Origin of the sequence: Roseovarius marisflavi (genome assembly GCF_900142625.1) — a bacterium.
Classification (GTDB): Bacteria; Pseudomonadota; Alphaproteobacteria; order Rhodobacterales; family Rhodobacteraceae; genus Roseovarius; species Roseovarius marisflavi.
Genome location: NZ_FRBN01000029.1, coordinates 21,505 through 38,096 on the forward strand (window position 1 = coordinate 21,505; position 16,592 = coordinate 38,096).

15 protein-coding genes and 1 tRNA gene are annotated in these 16,592 nt (G+C 62.5%); 9 read left to right on the forward strand and 7 right to left on the reverse strand.

Features of this window, described 5'->3' with window-relative positions:
• Positions 1-90 precede the first annotated feature (90 nt).
• Positions 91-777 (forward strand): DUF1045 domain-containing protein, encoded by a 687-nt coding sequence (locus BUB78_RS17295; protein WP_073200252.1) that lies wholly within the window; start codon positions 91-93, stop codon positions 775-777.
• 223 nt (positions 778-1,000) lie between these two features.
• Positions 1,001-2,284 carry a hypothetical protein gene (locus BUB78_RS17300; RefSeq protein WP_073200253.1) on the forward strand — a complete coding sequence of 428 codons (1,284 nt, stop codon included), beginning with the start codon at positions 1,001-1,003 and terminating at the stop codon, positions 2,282-2,284.
• Between the two features lie 6 nt (positions 2,285-2,290).
• Here BUB78_RS17300 and BUB78_RS17305 read toward each other — a convergent pair whose 3' ends face one another.
• Positions 2,291-3,241: a GlxA family transcriptional regulator gene (locus tag BUB78_RS17305; protein ID WP_073200254.1), complete on the reverse strand. Its 951-nt coding sequence runs from the start codon at positions 3,239-3,241 to the stop codon at positions 2,291-2,293.
• Positions 3,242-3,322: 81 nt separating this feature from the next.
• Here BUB78_RS17305 and bcoG point away from each other — a divergent pair, with 81 nt between their 5' ends.
• The 7 genes from bcoG (at position 3,323) to BUB78_RS17340 (ending at position 11,182) form a co-directional block, all read left to right on the forward strand.
• Entirely contained in the window at positions 3,323-4,237 is a 915-nt protein-coding gene (bcoG, locus tag BUB78_RS17310; protein WP_073200255.1) for a 3-dehydrocarnitine:acetyl-CoA trimethylamine transferase BcoG, read from the forward strand.
• Positions 4,234-4,998, forward strand: coding sequence for an SDR family oxidoreductase (locus tag BUB78_RS17315; protein ID WP_073200258.1), 765 nt, complete (start codon positions 4,234-4,236; stop codon positions 4,996-4,998). The genes bcoG and BUB78_RS17315 overlap by 4 nt, the downstream gene beginning before the upstream one ends.
• A gap of 14 nt (positions 4,999-5,012) precedes the next feature.
• Entirely contained in the window at positions 5,013-5,519 is a 507-nt protein-coding gene (locus tag BUB78_RS17320; protein ID WP_139279391.1) for a lipocalin family protein, read from the forward strand.
• A 14-nt stretch (positions 5,520-5,533) separates the two neighbouring features.
• On the forward strand, positions 5,534-6,943 hold the full coding sequence (locus BUB78_RS17325) for a carnitine 3-dehydrogenase (protein ID WP_073200262.1): 1,410 nt from the start codon (positions 5,534-5,536) through the stop codon (positions 6,941-6,943).
• A 1-nt stretch (position 6,944) separates the two neighbouring features.
• Entirely contained in the window at positions 6,945-8,105 is a 1,161-nt protein-coding gene (locus tag BUB78_RS17330; RefSeq protein ID WP_073200264.1) for an acyl-CoA dehydrogenase family protein, read from the forward strand.
• A gap of 252 nt (positions 8,106-8,357) precedes the next feature.
• Complete coding sequence (locus tag BUB78_RS17335) at positions 8,358-10,400, forward strand: acetate--CoA ligase family protein (protein ID WP_073200266.1); 2,043 nt, start codon at positions 8,358-8,360, stop codon at positions 10,398-10,400.
• Positions 10,397-11,182 carry a carnitinyl-CoA dehydratase gene (locus BUB78_RS17340; protein WP_073200268.1) on the forward strand — a complete coding sequence of 262 codons (786 nt, stop codon included), beginning with the start codon at positions 10,397-10,399 and terminating at the stop codon, positions 11,180-11,182. Before BUB78_RS17335 ends, BUB78_RS17340 begins: the two co-directional genes overlap by 4 nt.
• Positions 11,183-11,264: 82 nt before the next feature.
• Here the strand turns inward: BUB78_RS17340 and idi are convergent, their stop codons facing one another.
• The 6 genes from idi to BUB78_RS17370 all read right to left on the reverse strand — a co-directional run bounded on the left by idi (position 11,265) and on the right by BUB78_RS17370 (position 16,399).
• Entirely contained in the window at positions 11,265-11,780 is a 516-nt protein-coding gene (gene idi / locus BUB78_RS17345; protein WP_073200270.1) for an isopentenyl-diphosphate Delta-isomerase, read from the reverse strand.
• Between the two features lie 442 nt (positions 11,781-12,222).
• Entirely contained in the window at positions 12,223-13,149 is a 927-nt protein-coding gene (locus BUB78_RS17350) for an MYG1 family protein (protein WP_073200272.1), read from the reverse strand.
• Positions 13,150-13,313: 164 nt separating this feature from the next.
• On the reverse strand, positions 13,314-13,625 hold the full coding sequence (locus BUB78_RS17355) for an ETC complex I subunit (protein ID WP_073200274.1): 312 nt from the start codon (positions 13,623-13,625) through the stop codon (positions 13,314-13,316).
• A 158-nt stretch (positions 13,626-13,783) separates the two neighbouring features.
• A complete protein-coding gene (lysM, locus tag BUB78_RS17360; RefSeq protein WP_073200276.1) occupies positions 13,784-14,203 on the reverse strand; it encodes a peptidoglycan-binding protein LysM in 420 nt (139 codons plus the stop codon).
• Between the two features lie 75 nt (positions 14,204-14,278).
• Complete coding sequence (locus tag BUB78_RS17365; RefSeq protein WP_073200285.1) at positions 14,279-16,072, reverse strand: ABC transporter transmembrane domain-containing protein; 1,794 nt, start codon at positions 16,070-16,072, stop codon at positions 14,279-14,281.
• Between the two features lie 253 nt (positions 16,073-16,325).
• Positions 16,326-16,399, reverse strand: a tRNA-Gly gene (locus BUB78_RS17370).
• Positions 16,400-16,592: the final 193 nt, after the last annotated feature.

Sequence of the window (16,592 nt, forward strand, 5' to 3'; positions counted from 1 at the left end):
GGCCCACCCGGCATTGGCGCGGCCCGCGCCCTGTGTCATGAACGGAATATATGATCCTGACAGATCACGACGACACGAAAAGGCCCGCGCATGGATTTCAAAAGATACGCCGTTTACGTCACCCCCGAGCGCGGGCCGCTCGCCGATTTCGGCGCGGCCTGGCTTGGCTGGGATTGCATGACAGGCCGATCCGTCGATCATCCGGAGGTGCCCGGCCTGCCCCTGCCCGTGGCCGAGATCACCGAAACCCCACGCAAATACGGCCTGCACGCGACGATGAAGCCGCCGTTTCGCCTACCCGAGGGTCAGAGCGAAGCCGCGCTGATCGCCGCCTTTGACGGCTTCTGCCTCAGTGCGGCACCAGTGGCGCTTGAGGCGCTCAACCTCGCTCGCCTTGGCCGGTTTCTGGCGCTTGTGCCACGGGGCGATCAAACCGCTTTGAACGCGCTTGCCGCCGCAACCGTGCATGCCTTCGAGCCGTTTCGCGCGCCCCTCACCGAGGCCGAACTTGCCCGCCGTCGCGCCGGGGGGCTTAGCCCTGAGCAGGACGTGCTTTTACTGACATGGGGCTATCCTTATGTGATGGAGGCATTTCGCTTTCACATCACACTGACCGGCAAACTTCCCCGCGCCCAGGCGATCCAGACAGAAACGATCCTGGCCCCGTTGATAGAGCCCCTCTTGCCGCGCCCGTTCCTGATCGCCGGGCTCTCCTTGATGGGAGAGGACGCCCTTGGCTGCTTTCACCTGATTGAGCGGCGCGCCCTCAGGGGATAGGCGAGGTGCACGGCGGTTTTCCGCCGTCTGCCCCCGCGCCAGAGAATGGCGCCCGAAACAGAATTTTATGCTTTCGGCGAGGATATTTAGAGCAAGAAGACGCATAAGCCCGCGGCTTTGCCTGCACCACAACCACTCAAATTCCCTGCCTTCACCTTAGGCTTGCCCTCTTTTGGTCGAAAAGCGGCGTCAGGATTTCCCGGAGTAGCACGCCGGAGACGCCATGCCTTTCGAACCTATTGCAGAATCAGAGAACACCACGCCCGAGCCGCGCATGCGCAATGACCGCGATGGGCGCCGCCTGCCTGACTTCTTGGGGCTGTTGCGCCGCAAGCCGCAGACCGATCTGGACAGCCTGACCAAGCGCATCCTGTTGCCCTCCCTGCCGGTCACGGATGAGGAAATGGCCCGTGCCACCCATCAGGACAAAGGCCAAAAACTTGCCCGTCAGGAAATGTGGGAAGAGCTGGCGCGCCTGATTGAATACGGTGATGGCGCGCGCCTGCGCACGCCGGGCGGCGAGAATGCCACGATGCTCTTGGCCTATGGCGCGCGCGCCGATGTGGTTGCGGCGGCCGAAGATGCCTTGCATGACGGGGTGGCGCCGGACAGTGCGGGCATTGACGCGCTAGAGGAAATGCGCGCCGAATTTCATGACAGCTATGCCTGTACGCTGATCGTGGCGCTGACCCATATCGACATCGGCTGGGCCTGGCGCGCGACGGCAACAGAGCGCAAAACCGTCGAGCACGAGGCGCAGTTTCACCTGCATTTCAAGCGCGCCGACGATATTCTCAGCCCCTTTGACGGCGTTGACCTTGACGCGCCGTCGCTGGCCTCGGCGCAATGCGCGCTTCTGGCCGGGCGGCAGAGGCCACGCCTTCGGGTGGCGGATGATTACGAGAAACTGATCGACCTCGACCCCGACAGCCCGCGCCACATGCGCGCCCTCGGCGAGGCGCTTTTGCCGGCGCGCTATGGCAGCTACGAGATGCTCGACCTTGAGGCGCGCCGCACCGCCGCGCGTACCGGCGAGGTTTGGGGCGCGGGCGGATATGCCTGGGTTTACCTTGATGCACTGGCGCTTGACCCCGGCGCGCTTGAACGGCTGGATTGCGAGTTTTTCATCGACGGGCTGCGCGATATCGTGGCGCGCAAGCGCGACCAGCATGTCATCAATCAGCTTTCTGCCTTTTGCGGCATCGTGATGGCCCCGCGCAGCGGCAAGGCGCGGCTGCCCTCGGGGGTCGAGGTATCGCGTGCGCGCATTCATGACTGTCTTGACTGGCTTTTGGAAAATCACATGCAGGAGTTGCACCCGCTGATCTGGTCGCAGACCCTGCTGAAACCGGGGCTGACACCTGCCCTGCCGTCGCGGCGGGCACTGGTGGCCAAGGGGCGGCAGACCGCGCTTCGCGTTATTGCACAGCGCTTTGCCGAGGATATCGAGGACGGAAGTTCGATCGCGTTTTCCAGCTCCGGCATGTACCGCCTGCCCGCTCTCTGAGGGGCCTCAGCAGGATTTGCGCAACTCGCGCGGGCTCGCGCCGTAATGACGCCGCATCGCGCGGGCCATGGCCGCCGGGGAATCGTACCCACAGCGCAGGGCGATTTCGGCAATGCCAAGGCTGGTGCCCTCAAGCATCTTGCGCGCCGAGGAGAGCCGCAGATGCCGGTAAACCGTGCCCGGCGGCGCGCCAAGCCCGGCGCGAAACCGACGATCCAGCGTGCGCGCCTGACAAGACAGGTGGCGCGCAAGCTCGGCCTGTGACAGCGGCCGCTCAAGCGTGTCGCGCATCAGCGTGAGGGCGCGACGCACAAGCGCATCGCCCACCGCCTGCCCCTCGCGGGTCGGGCTAACGGGGGGATCGCCGTGAATGAACATCGCCTCGACATCAAGGCGCACCGACAGGCCCAACCGATCGGCAATCAACCCAAGCGTCAGATCAAGCGCCGACATCGCCCCGGCGCAGGTCATGTAAGGCCCATCGCTCAGGACCCGCGCGCGCGCCACCTCGATATCGAGAAACCGCTCGGTAAAGGCGTCAAGCAGATCCCAATGCACCGTGGCCCGCCGCCCGTTCAGCAACCCGGCCGAGGCCAAAAGCCATGGCCCGGCATCAAGCCCCACCACGTTTTTGGCCCGCGTCACGGCGGAGCGCAGCGCGCGTCGGGTGTCGGCGGTGTCGTGTTTGGCATGGGCATAGCTGGCCAGAACAAACAGGTAATCGCAGGCCTCAAGCGCCTTGAGCGGCTTGTGCGGCACCACCTGCATCCCCGACGACGACAGGACCGGCTCGCCGGTGCGGGTCAGAATCTGCCAGTCGAAACTTTGCCGCCGCGTCAGGGTATTGGCCGCACGCAACGGCTCAAGACAGTTGGCAAGGCACAGGTTTGAGAACTGATCAAAGATCAGGAAGGCGATGCTGACCGGGGCGTCGGATGATTTTGTCCATTTAGGCATGATTTTTGTCTTTTACGGCAAGATATAGATCAACACCAGCACGCTAGGCTAAGCCAGACCATCACCCCCGGAGGAGCCCCCATGCCGCTTACCATGAACCGCGAGGTTTTTATCACCTGTGCCGTCACCGGATCGGGGGGCACGCAAGACAAAAGCCCGCATGTGCCCCGCTCGCCCGAACAGATCGCCGACAGCGCGATTGCCGCGGCCAAGGCCGGGGCCGCCGTGGTGCATTGCCATGTGCGCGACCCCGAAACCGGCGCGCCAAGCCGTGATCCTGGCCTGTTTCGCGAGGTCACCGACCGCATCCGCGACAGCGCCACCGATGTGGTGCTGAACCTGACCGCCGGGATGGGCGGCGATATCGTCTTTGGCGGGGTTGAGAGCCCGCTGCCGCCGAAAGAGGCCGGCACCGATATGGCGGGCGCGACCGAGCGGGTGGCGCATGTGGCCGAATGCCTGCCGGAAATCTGCACGCTCGATTGCGGCACGATGAATTTCGCCGAGGCCGATTACGTGATGACCAACACCCCCGGCATGCTGCAAGCGATGGGCCGGATGATGACCGAGCTTGGTGTAAAGCCGGAGATCGAGGCCTTTGACACCGGTCACCTCTGGTATGCCAAACAGCTTGTGGCCGATGGCATTCTGGAACCCGACGCACTTGTGCAGCTCTGCATGGGCGTGCCCTGGGGCGCGCCGGATGACCTCAACACCTTCATGGCGATGGTCAATAATGTGCCGGACAATTGGACGTTTTCGGCCTTTGGTCTTGGCCGCAACCAGATGCCTTATGTGGCGGCAAGCGTTATTGCGGGCGGTAATGTGCGCGTCGGGCTTGAGGATAACCTGATGCTTGATCGCGGCGTTCTGGCGACCAATGCGCAACTTGTTGAACGCGCGGTCGGGATCATCGAGAACCTCGGCGCGCGGGTGATCGGCCCGCAAGAGGTGCGCGACAAGCTGGGCCTGACCAAACAGGCGCCGCGCGGATGAGCGAGCGCGTTCTGATCACCGGCGGCGCGTCGGGGATCGGGCTTGGGCTTGCCAAACGCTTCGCGGCGCGCGGTGACCGGGTTGCGATCTGTGACGCCGATGGTGCGGCGGTGGCGCGGGTCCGCGCCGAGCATCCCGCGTTTATCGCCGCTCAGGCCGATGTCACCGACGAGACCCAGATGGAGGCGTTTTTCGCCGATGTCGAACAGGCATGGGGCGGCGTTGATGTGGTCTGCGCCAATGCCGGCACCGGCGGGCCCGCTGGGCGGATCGAGGATCTGGAGTATGACGCATGGCGCGCCTGTCTTGATGTGAACCTCTCGGGCACCTTCCTGACCTGTCGTTGGGCGGCGCGGGTGATGCGCGCGCAAGGGGCCGGATTGATCGTGATCACGACATCAACGGCGGGCTTGTTCGGCTATCCGCTGCGCGCGCCCTATGCAGCGGCGAAATGGGGCCTGGTCGGCCTGACCAAGACATTGGCGATGGAGCTTGGCCCCGTCGGCGTGCGCGTCAACGCGCTTGCACCCGGCGCGGTCGAGGGCGACCGGATGGACCGCGTCGTCGCCATGGAAGCAGCGGCAGGCGGCAAAACCCAAGACGAGGTGCGCGCGCAATACGTCAAGGGCGTGAGCCTGCGCTCTTGGGTCAATGTCGATGATCTGGCCGATATGGCGCTGTTCCTCGCCTCGCCTGCGGCCAGCAAGATCTCGGGGCAAATACTGGCGGTGGACGGGCATACAGAGACCTTGGTGCCGTGAGGGTCTGGGGCGCCTTGGCGGTTGCAACGCTGATAGCGGCCTGCGCGCAGCCCGAGGCCCCCGGCCCCGGCTATCGCGACACGCAAGTGCCGCTGACCTATACCACACGCAGCGATGCCAACCGGCTTGTGGGCGACTGGCACCTGCGCGCGCATTATCCCGGCGACGAAGGATTGAGGCAGGTCAGCTATCTGCGCGGCAGCAATGGCCAAGAGGCGTTCAAACTGGTGTCTCGCGGGTGCGACGCCAAAGGCAGGTGCAAGGATTTCGCCGCCCTCTGGCGCGCCACGCCGCTTGGCCCCAACCGCTGGCGTCTTGCAGACCCGCAAGGCGGAAAAGACCGCGATTTATGGGTGATCTGGGTCGATGAAGGCTATCGCACCGCCGCCATCGGAGCGCCCGATGGCGGCTATGGCTGGGTGCTTGACCGCGCCGCGACGGGCGGCACAGACCGGATCACCGCCGCGCGCGAAGTTCTGGATTTCAACGGATATGATACCGGCGCAATGATCCTGCGCTAACGGGAGTGACAACGATGGTGAAAACAGCGGCAATTATCGGCGGTGGCGTGATCGGCGGCGGATGGGCGGCGCGGTTCCTACTCAATGGCTGGGATGTGCGGGTGTTCGACCCCGACCCCGAGGCCGAGCGCAAGATCGGCGAGGTGCTTGGCAATGCACGCCATGCGCTGCCGATGCTTTACGATGTGGCGCTGCCCGCCGAGGGCGCATTGAGTTTTCACAACACTATGTCCGAGGCTGTGGCAGGGGCAAGCTGGATTCAGGAAAGCGTGCCCGAGCGCCTCGCGCTCAAGCGCAAGGTCTATCAGACCTTGCAGGAGCATTGCGACGCGGGCGCGATCATCGGCTCGTCCACCTCTGGCTTCAAGCCCTCGGAATTGCAGGGCTGCGCCACGCGCCCCGAACAGATTGTGGTGACGCATCCGTTCAACCCGGTCTATCTTTTGCCGCTGATCGAGCTGGTTACGACCGAGAAGAACAGCGCCGATCTTGTGGCGCGGGCCAGCGATACCCTGACCAAGCTTGGCCTCTATCCCCTTCATGTCAAAAAGGAAATCGACGCCCATATCGCCGATCGCTTTCTCGAAGCGGTCTGGCGCGAGGCGCTTTGGCTTATCAAGGACGGGATCGCCACGACCGAAGAAATCGACAACGCGATCCGCTATGGCTTCGGCCTTCGCTGGGGCCAGATGGGCCTGTTCGAGACCTACCGCATCGCCGGCGGCGAGGCCGGAATGAGGCATTTCATTGATCAGTTCGGCCCCTGCCTCTCTTGGCCCTGGACCAAGCTGATGGATGTGCCGGAACTGACCGAAGATCTGGCCCAGATGATCGCCGATCAATCCGATGCGCAATCGGGCCACCTGAGCATCCGCGAGCTTGAGCGCAAGCGCGACAACAACCTGATCGCGATGATGCGCGCCCTGCGCCAGCAAGGCAACGCCGCCGGGCGGCTGATCAACGAGCATCAGGTGACGTTCCGCCCCACGCTTGAGGATGGCCCGCCGATTGTCAGCGCGCGCCGTGTCATTCCCGCCGATTGGACCGATTACAACGGTCATATGAATGAGGGCCGCTATGGCCAGCTCTTTAGCGATGCCGCCGATGCGGTGATGACCCATGTCGGCGCCGATGCCGCCTATATCGCGGCGGGCAACAGCTATTTCACCGCCGAGACCACGATCAAGTTTCTGGCCGAGGCGCAGGCCGGCGAACATGTCATCGTCGAAACCCGCGTGACCGAAGGCGCGGGCAAAAAGCTGCGCTGTTATCACGAGATGAAGCGCGCAAGCGACGGCGCGGTTCTGGCCACATCGGATCAGTTCATGCTGCATGTGAACCTTGAAACGCGCCGGTCGTGTGATCCCCTGCCCGAGGTTCTGGCGCGGGTCGAAGCGCTTGCCACCCTGCACAAGGAAGACTGAGATGCATTTCGGATTGACCGACGAACAAGAGATGATCGTCTCGACAGTGCGCAGCTTTGTCGAGAACGAGATCTACCCCCATGAGGCCGAGGTCGAACGCAGCGGCGAAGTGCCGCCCGAGGTGGCGGAGGCGATCAAGCAAAAGACGATTGATCTGGGATTTTACGCCTGTAATTTCCCCGAAGAGGTGGGCGGCGCGGGCCTGAACCACCTGGAATTTGCCCTGGTCGAGCGCGAATTGGGGCGCGGGTCGATGGCGCTTAACCATTTCTTCGGGCGTCCGCAGAATATCCTGATGGCCTGCGAGGGCGAACAGCGTGAACGCTACCTGCTTCCGGCGGTGCGCGGCGAGCGGATGGATGCCCTCGCGATGACCGAACCGGGGGCCGGATCGGATGTGCGCGGCATGACCTGCTCGGCGCGGCGGGCCGGGGGTGACTGGGTACTCAATGGCGCAAAGCACTTTATTAGCGGCGCAGATCATGCTGATTTCATTATCGTTTTTGTTGCTACCGGCGAAGATGACACCCCGCGCGGCCCGAAAAAGCGCATCACCACATTTCTGGTCGATCGCGGTACACCCGGCTTTACCATCCGCGACGGCTATAAATCGGTAAGCCACCGGGGCTATAAGAACTGCATACTGGAGTTTGATGATTGCCGCCTGTCCGATGCCCAGGTTCTGGGCGAGGTCGATGGCGGTTTCGCGGTGATGAACGAATGGCTCTATGCCACCCGGATCACGGTTGCCACGATGAGCGTCGGGCGCGCGCGCCGCTGTTTTGACTACGCGCTCAACTATGCCGCCGAACGCAAACAATTCGGCCAGCAGATTGGTAAATTCCAAGGCGTCAGCTTTCAGATCGCCGATATGATTACGGAAATCGACGCCGCCGACCTGCTGACCCTCAACGCCGCCTGGCGGCTGGATCAGGGCCTGCCGGCAAATCGTGAAATCGCCTCGGCAAAGGTCTATGCCAGTGAAATGCTGGCGCGCGTCACCGATGCCACCTTGCAGATTTACGGCGGAATGGGGCTGATGGATGATTTTCCAATCGAACGGTTCTGGCGCGATGCGCGGGTCGAGCGGATTTGGGACGGAACAAGCGAAATTCAGCGCCATATCATAAGCCGCGATCTGCTTCGCCCCCTCGGAGCCTGAGGCGATGGCTGTCCAAAAGAGTACTCATGCCTCCGGCGGGGATATTTGGAGCAAGAAGAAAAGGGGAGGCCCGCAAGCCCCCCCCGGTGAAAAGGTCATGCCTCTTCTCCTTGCACGGTCATCGGCGTCCCCGCCTGTACCGTGCGAACAGACTTGCGGAGCTTGGTTAATATCGCGTTACTGCCAGTTCTTCTTGCTGAAAATATCCCCGCCGGAGGCTCCCGTCTGTGCGGCACACTCAGGGATCAACCAATGACGCGCAGCTTGGATCGGCTGTTACGCCCCGGTTCGATCGCTGTCGTAGGTGGCGGCGCATGGTGTACTTCTGTGGTCGAGCAATGTGGCAAGATCGGTTTCGTCGGCCCTGTCTGGCCGGTTCATCCCACGCGCCCCGAGATTGCCGGACGCGCGGCCTTTGCAAGCCTTGAGGAGTTGCCGGGCCCGCCGGATGCAGTCTTTATCGGCGTCAATCGCGAGACCACACTGGATGTCGTGGCGCACCTCTCGGCCATCGGGGCCGGTGGCGCGGTCTGTTTTGCCAGCGGCTTTCGCGAGATGCAGGCCGAGACCGGCGATGGCGATGCCTTGCAGGACCGATTGCTGGAGGCTGCGGGCGCTATGCCAATCATCGGCCCCAATTGTTATGGCTACATCAACTATCTCGACGGCGCGCTTTTATGGCCGGATCAACATGGCGGACAGCGGGTGGAAAGTGGCGTCGCGATCCTGACCCAAAGCTCCAACATCGCGATCAACCTGAGCATGCAGGCGCGCGGCTTGCCGATTGCCTATCTGATGACGGCGGGCAATCAGGCGCAGCTTGGCCTTGCGCAACTCGGTAGCGCGCTTTTGGCCGATCCCCGCGTAACCGCCCTTGGCCTGCATATCGAGGGGATCGGCGATCTTGCTGCCTTCGAAGCCCTTACCAAAGAGACCCGCGCCCTTGGCAAGCCTATCGTCGCCATCAAGGCGGGCAAATCCGAACAGGCGCGCGCGGCGGCGATTTCGCATACTGCGTCGCTTTCCGGATCAGACGCAGGCGCGCGCGCCCTTTTGGCGCGCCTCGGCGTGGCGCAGGTCGAGGGCCTTCCTGCCTTTATGGAAGCGCTCAAGCTCTTGCATCTGGCCGGGGCACTTCCATCAAACCGGATCGTGTCGCTGTCGTGTTCGGGCGGCGAGGCAAGCCTGATGGCCGATAGTGCCACAGGCCGCGACATCGCCTTTCCACCGCTTGATGCCGCGCAGGTCAGCGGGTTGCGCGCGGCGCTTGGTCCTCGTGTGGCATTGGCCAACCCCTTGGATTACCACACCTTTATCTGGGGTGATGTGGCGCGTATGACCGACACATTCGCGGCGATGCTGGCGGGGGATGTGGCGATGGGCTGTGTCATTGTAGATTTTCCGCGTCCTGACCGGTGTGATCCCTCGGCCTGGGATTGCGTGATTGAGGCGGGCGGCGCGGCCCGCGCCCGCGCAGGCAAGCCGCTTGCGCTTTTGTCCACTCTGCCCGAAACCCTGCCAGAGCCGATCATCGCGCGCTGTCTTGCCGCCGGGTTGATCCCGCTGATCGGGCTTGACGATGGGCTTACCGCGATTGCCCTTGCTGCTCGCCTGGGGCAACGGCGCGTTGTGCCCGAGCCGGTCCTTGCTCCCGGCGCACCGAAGGATGTGCATATGCTGTCCGAGACTGAGGCCAAGCAAGCCCTGGCCGGGTTTGGCCTATCTGTTCCCGCATCATGCTCCGCCGCCACAGCGCAAGAAGCCGCGTGCCTCGCCGAGCGCCTTGGCTTTCCTGTGGCGCTGAAGGGTCAGGGTGTCGCGCACAAATCCGAGGCCGGACTGGTGGCGCTAAGCCTCACCACGCCAGAGGCCCTGGCCGAGGCCGCCGCTGACATGGACAGCGACGGGTTTCTTGTCGAAACCATGGTCACGGGCGGGTTGGTCGAGCTGTTGATCGGCGTATTGCGCGACCCCGCGCATGGCTTTGTGTTAACGCTTGCGGCCGGCGGGGTACTGACCGAGGTCATGGCCGACAGCAAGTCCCTGCTCCTCCCCGTGACGCGAGACGATGTGCTCGACGCCCTGTCGCGGTTGCGCATCGCCCCTTTGCTGGCCGGGTATCGCGGCAAACCGGGGGTGGATATCGACGCCATTGCACAGGCGGTCTTGGCGGTGCAGGCTTATGTCATCGCCCATGCCGCGCAGCTTGACGAAATTGAAATCAACCCACTGATCTGTGGCGTGGATTTCGCCATCGCCGCAGACGCCCTGATCAGGATCGGAGACAACAAATGACTCAAAGCTCAGTGAAAACTGAACGCCGCGGGGCCGTGCTTGAGGTGACGCTTGACCGCCCCAAGGCCAATGCAATTGACCTGGAAACAAGCCGCATCATGGGCGAGGTCTTTCGCGATTTTCGCGATGATCCCGAGTTGCGCGTGGCCCTTCTCACCGGGGCGGGCGAAAAGTTCTTTTGCCCCGGCTGGGATCTCAAGGCGGCGGCGGATGGCGACGCGGTTGACGGCGATTACGGGGTTGGCGGCTTTGGCGGGTTGCAGGAACTGCGCGACCTCAACAAGCCAGTGATCGCCGCCGTGAACGGGATTTGCTGTGGTGGCGGGCTCGAACTGGCGCTTTCGGCGGATATCATCCTCGCCGCGGATCACGCCAGTTTTGCCCTGCCCGAAATCCGCTCTGGCACGGTGGCCGATGCCGCCAGCGTCAAGCTGCCCAAGCGCATCCCCTATCATATCGCGATGGAAATGCTGCTGACCGGTCGCTGGCTTGACGCCGACGAGGCCGCCCGCTGGGGCATCGTCAATCACCTTTATCCCGGTGATCGCCTTATGGCCGAGGCGCGCGCCATGGCCGATCAACTGGCCTCTGGCCCGCCGCTGGTCTACGCCGCCATCAAGGAGATCGTTCGCGACGCCGAGGCTCTGCGCTTTCAGGATGCGATGAACCGGATCACCAAACGCCAGCTTGCGACGGTGGACACCCTCTACGCCTCCGAAGACCAGCTTGAAGGCGCGCGTGCCTTCGCCGAAAAGCGCGATCCGGTCTGGAAGGGCAAATAGGCCCAGCCGTTTCTTCTTGCCCTAAATATCCCGGGGGAATCGTCGCTTTGCGGCGATGGGGGCAGCGCCCCCAATCCTCCCGTCAGGCAAAAATCTGCGCTGCGTGCTCTTGCATGTAGATCCGAAGCCAGGGGGTATAGCGCGCGGGATGCGTGGCAAGCGCGAGGTTGAGCCTGTTCAGGCTGATCCAGCGGGTCTCCATCACCTCTTCGGGATTGGGATCAAGCGGGATACACGCCGACAGCCGCGCTATGAAGATATCGACCACCTCGTGCTCGACAAGCCCGCCACCCACATCGGCGCGGTATTCCACGCGGTCGCGATGGCTCAGGTTCAGGCCGGTGATGCCTAGCTCTTCGCTCAGGCGCCGATGCGCGCAGGTTTCCGGGTCTTCGCCCCAGTTGGGATGCGTACAACAGGTATTCGCCCAAAGCCCCGGCGTGTGATATTTGCAGAGCGCCCGGCGCTGGATCAAAAGATCATCGCCCGCCATCACGAAGACCGACACCGCCTTGTGGCGCAAGCCACGCTGATGCGCCTCAAGCTTTTCGACGGCCACAAGATCGCCATCCACCCATGTTGGAATAAGCACTGTCATGCGCCAGACCCGGGCACAATTCGCGCCGGATACGCGAGGGCAGTCAAACTGATCCCGACATGCGCCAGGGGGCGGGCGCGCACCAGTTTATTCTTCATAGTAAGCCTCAAAGGTCAGGCGTTGCATGTCTCTATCATTGCGCAGCGGTATGCAACCTTCGCATCGCTCACCTAGTCTATAATAGGAGTTCGGCACAGAGGCCAGCAAGCGGATCAAAGTCTTATGGTCGCGTATCGCAAATCTGGGCGCAAGACAGCCAAGGTTGCCCCCCGGACGCGACCACGGAAGTGTCTCGGTAAGGGTTGCGTGATCAAAACAGGCAGAGCTGCCGCCCCTCTGCCTGCTTCGGATTCCCGCTTTCTGTCTGCACGTGGTCATTGAATCACACCAGCACATCGTCAGTTGGCGCCGCTTCCAGACAATGCGCAGGCTCATCCCACAATTATCCGGCCAAAGCCTCTACCACCGCGATATCGGCCATTTCAAGGATCGCTTCACGCGTGGCTGCCACCGCAATAAACCGCCCGTTGTGACAGAACTTGGCGCCCGCAACACCGCTGGCCACTTCAAGTGCGTCATCGGTCAATCCTGCCCAGGCAACGGGCAGGTCTGCGCGGTTGTCAAAGGTGTCGCCGCCCAGACGGATCGTGGTCAGCGTCCAATCCGACCCACGCGGATGGACCACGAACAAGAGGTGATCGGCACCCGCCTGTTCCACACCCGCCCGAAACGGCATGCCCATCGGCAACTCCAGAACGCGCGCCTCACCGGCCACCTCAATGGCCGCCATCACCATCGACTCGGCGCGGAATTTGGCGGCCCGGCGTTTGATCTGTGCCTCAACGAGGGCACGCGCCACGGGCAAGGCGGCCATGAAAGCGCGGTCATCGCCCCCGGCTTCGCGCTCGTCAAACACCGGCTTCAGACTTTCGAGCAGCACCGGCAAGGTCAGCCCGGCAAACAACGGGCCGGCCTCGGAGGCATTGACCGCGCCATTGTCGAGCAGATCAACCGGCAGAACAAAACCGCGATCAAACGAGTCGTGGATCGTTTCGATGTCATGCTCGGGCACCTCCATCGCGCGCAGGTAATCACGGCCATACTGCGCCCAGATCAAACCGAAAGAGCTATAGGGCTGGCCATCCTCGCGCAGGGGATTGGATCGCTGGTGGTGATCGAAAATCTGCGCGCCGGCATCAAAATCACCACCGACATCATAGATGATCCGATCCGCGCCGGGCGTGATCCACGCCGTGTCGCGGCTGCGGATCACCTCTGCCTCGGGGAACACCCGCGTCAGGATGACAGAGGATAACAGCTCATCGGCATGAAAGCCCCCGGAATGGGTGACGAGGTGGGTAATGGTCATCAGCAAGAGGCTCCAGCCGGGTTTGAAATGATTTGGGCGGCCTCAAAGGCCGCCCGTCGGTCAATGTGGTCGCAGTTTTTCAGGAGATCAGATGCAACCCCAAATCACGTAGCGCAACGGAATTAAGAGGGCTTGGCCGGATATTCACCCTGATTTACAGAGGCTTAGTGGGTCCAGACCTGACGGCGGGACGTGGCGAAGTTGTCGCCATAGCCACCGGGGCGGATGTTCTGTTTGCGTTTGTGGGGCTCTTGCACCACCGCGTCGATGCCCTGCGCCTTGGCGTAATCAAGCGCGGCCTCTTTGGTGTCGAACCGAAGCCGCACCTGCGCCTGTGTATCGCTGGACGAGGTCCAGCCCATCAGAGGATCAACCTCGCGCGCGCTGTCCGAGACATATTCAAGCACCCAGTATTTGGTCTTGCCCGTGCCGGACTGCATGGCGTTGCGGGCGGGTTGGTAAATACGCGCGGACATCGGCGACTCCTGTCAATTCGCGGCAGTTATCCCAAATTGGCGGGCACACGGCAAGGGGCGAATGTCGCGGATTGTGCGCAGATGGCGCCCCGAAAAATGGTCGTGAAAAAGGCCGGGCGAGGTTTCCTCTGCCCGGCCCTGTTACGGCAGGTCTTCGATCACGCCTGCGGAATGCGCAGAACCTGACCGGGATAGATCTTGTCGGGGTGCGTGAGCATCGGCTTATTGGCCTCGAAAATCTCTTCATAGCGCGCGCCATTGCCCAGGGTCGCGGCGGAAATCGCCCAAAGGGTATCGCCTTTCTTGACCTCGTGAAACACCGGCTCTGCACCGCCTGCATTGTCCTCGACGGCGGCCACACCGGCCACGTTGCCAACGGCCAGAAGAACCTTTTCCTTGGCTTCCTGACTTACCGCGGTGCCGCTGACCTTGACGGTATCGCCATCGACTTCGATATCGAGACCCTCGGCATCAAGCCCCAGATCGGCCAGCTCTTTCTTGAGCGCTTCGGGCTCGGGTGCGTCGTCACCGCCAAAAAGCGATTTGCCCGCACTCTTCATGAAGTTCAAAAGTCCCATGTCGTGTCTCCGTTTACTAAGGTTACTGGCTATAGCAATGCGGCAAGCAGGCCCGCCGCACGAGGGGAATTTGCCTTAAGCCGCCTCACCGTCAGTGAATTGAAGCCGCGCAAGCCGGGCATAAAGGCCATTTTCGGACACAAGGCTGTCGTGGGTTCCCTGCGCCACGATGCGGCCCTGATCCATCACGACGATGCGGTCGGCCTTTTTGACCGTGGCCAGACGGTGGGCGACGATGATCGTGGTGCGGGTGCGCGCCATGGCGTCGACCGCATGCTGCACCGCGCGCTCGCTTTCGGCGTCCAGCGACGAGGTTGCCTCGTCGAGCAACAGCACCGGCGCGTCGCGCAGAATGGCGCGGGCAATGGCGATCCGCTGTTTCTGACCGCCCGAGAGCATCACACCACGCTCGCCGACATAGGTATCAAACCCTTCGGGCAAGGCGGTGATGAAGTCATAGGCAGCGGCAGCGCGGGCGGCCTCTTCGACCTCGGCGTCGCTGGCGTCAAGACGGCCAAAGCGGATGTTGTCGCGCGCCGAGGCGGCAAAGATCACCGGGTCTTGCGGCACAAGCGCAAGATCACGGCGGAAATCATGGCGCGCCATATCGGACAGCGCCACACCATCCAGTGTCACGCGACCCTCGTCAGGATCGTAAAACCGCTGGATCATCTGGATCACGCTGGTCTTGCCGGCGCCCGAAGGGCCGACAAGCGCCACGGTTTCACCGGCCTTGATCGACAGGTTCAGGTTATCAAGCGCCAGGATGCCGGGGCGCGAGGGATAGGCAAAGCGCACCCCCTCAAAGGCAATCGCGCCTTTCACCGGGCGCGGCACCGGCTTGGGGTCGCTCGGATCGGTGACCGGGTCGTCGGCCTGAAGCAGCTCGACAAGGCGCTCGGTGGCCCCGGCGGCGCGCTGAAGCTCGCCCCAGATTTCCGACAGGGCGGCAACGGCCCCGGCAACCATCACCGAATAGATCACGAATTGCACAAGGCTGCCGGCGGTCATCCCGCCCGCGCGCACGTCACGCGCGCCCATCCAGAGCACCCCGACAACGCCGGTAAACACCAAGAATATCACGATCACCGTCATCAGCGCGCGGGTGTTCACCCGGCGGCGCGCGGCGTCATGGCTGCGCTCGGTCACATCGGCAAACCGCGCGCGGCTCTCACCCTCGTGGGTAAAGGCCTGAACCGTCTGCACCGACAACAGCGCCTCGGAGGCATTGCCGGAACTGTTGGCGATCCAATCCTGATTTTCGCGGCTCAGCACGCGCATCTTGCGCCCCAGCGTCAGGATCGGCACGATCACGAGCGGCACGATCAGCAGGACCATGCCGGTAAGCTTGGGCGAGGTGAACAGCATCAGCCCCATGCCGCCAAGGAAAATCAACAGGTTGCGCAGCGCAATTGAAACAGAAGAACTTATGACCGAGAGGATAAGCGTGGTGTCGGTGGTGATCCGGCTTAGCACTTCGCCGGTCATCAGACGCTCGAAAAATGCCGGGCTCATGGCGATCACGCGATCAAACACCGCCTTGCGGATATCGGCCACGACCCGCTCGCCCAACCGGGTAACAAGCATATAGCGAAGCCCGGTGCCAACCGCCAGAAGCGCCGCGATCAGCAGGGCTGCGGCGAAATACTGATCCAGAATGGCACCATCTTCGATGCCGAAATTGTCGACCACGCGGCGCACCGCCAGCGGCAGCACAAGCGCCACACTCGCCGTCAGGGCAAGCGCCAGAACGGCCGCAACCAAAAGCGGGCGATAAGGGCGCAGAAACGGCCAGAGCGCGGCCAATGCACCAACACGTTTCGATTTTTCGCGGTCCTGCAATTCAGCAGCCTTGGGCGTGCGCGCCATTCGTCTTAATCCCTCGTCATTTGTTCTTAGTTCTTGGCCGGGCAGCGCGCCGGGGTCAAGAGGACAGATCGACCACAGGGGCCAGATGCCGGGAAAAGGCTAAATCGGGTCAGGCTTGGAGCGGGCGACGGAAAACGAACCCGTATCATCAGCTTGGAAGGCTGTTGTTCACATTCATATTAAGCCTGTCAAAACAAATGTTTATCCACACACCATAATATGTTTTGCAGGTTATTTGTCAGATAAGAATTTCTGGAGCGGGCGACGGGAATCGAACCCGTATCATCAGCTTGGAAGGCTGAGGTCTTACCATTACACAACGCCCGCTCAACAAATTCAGGTAGTATTTCATACCAATCTGGGCGTCAAGTAGACCCAGTCAAAAAGCATGTTAGATCAGCGAACCAGCTTCCGCTTTCGGCCCAATGTATGTGTCGGCTGCTGTTCGCAATCGAGAATTTGGCACGATTTCGGAAATCGCTCATATGTATCCGGCCTGTTGATCGGCTCGCGGGCCGTG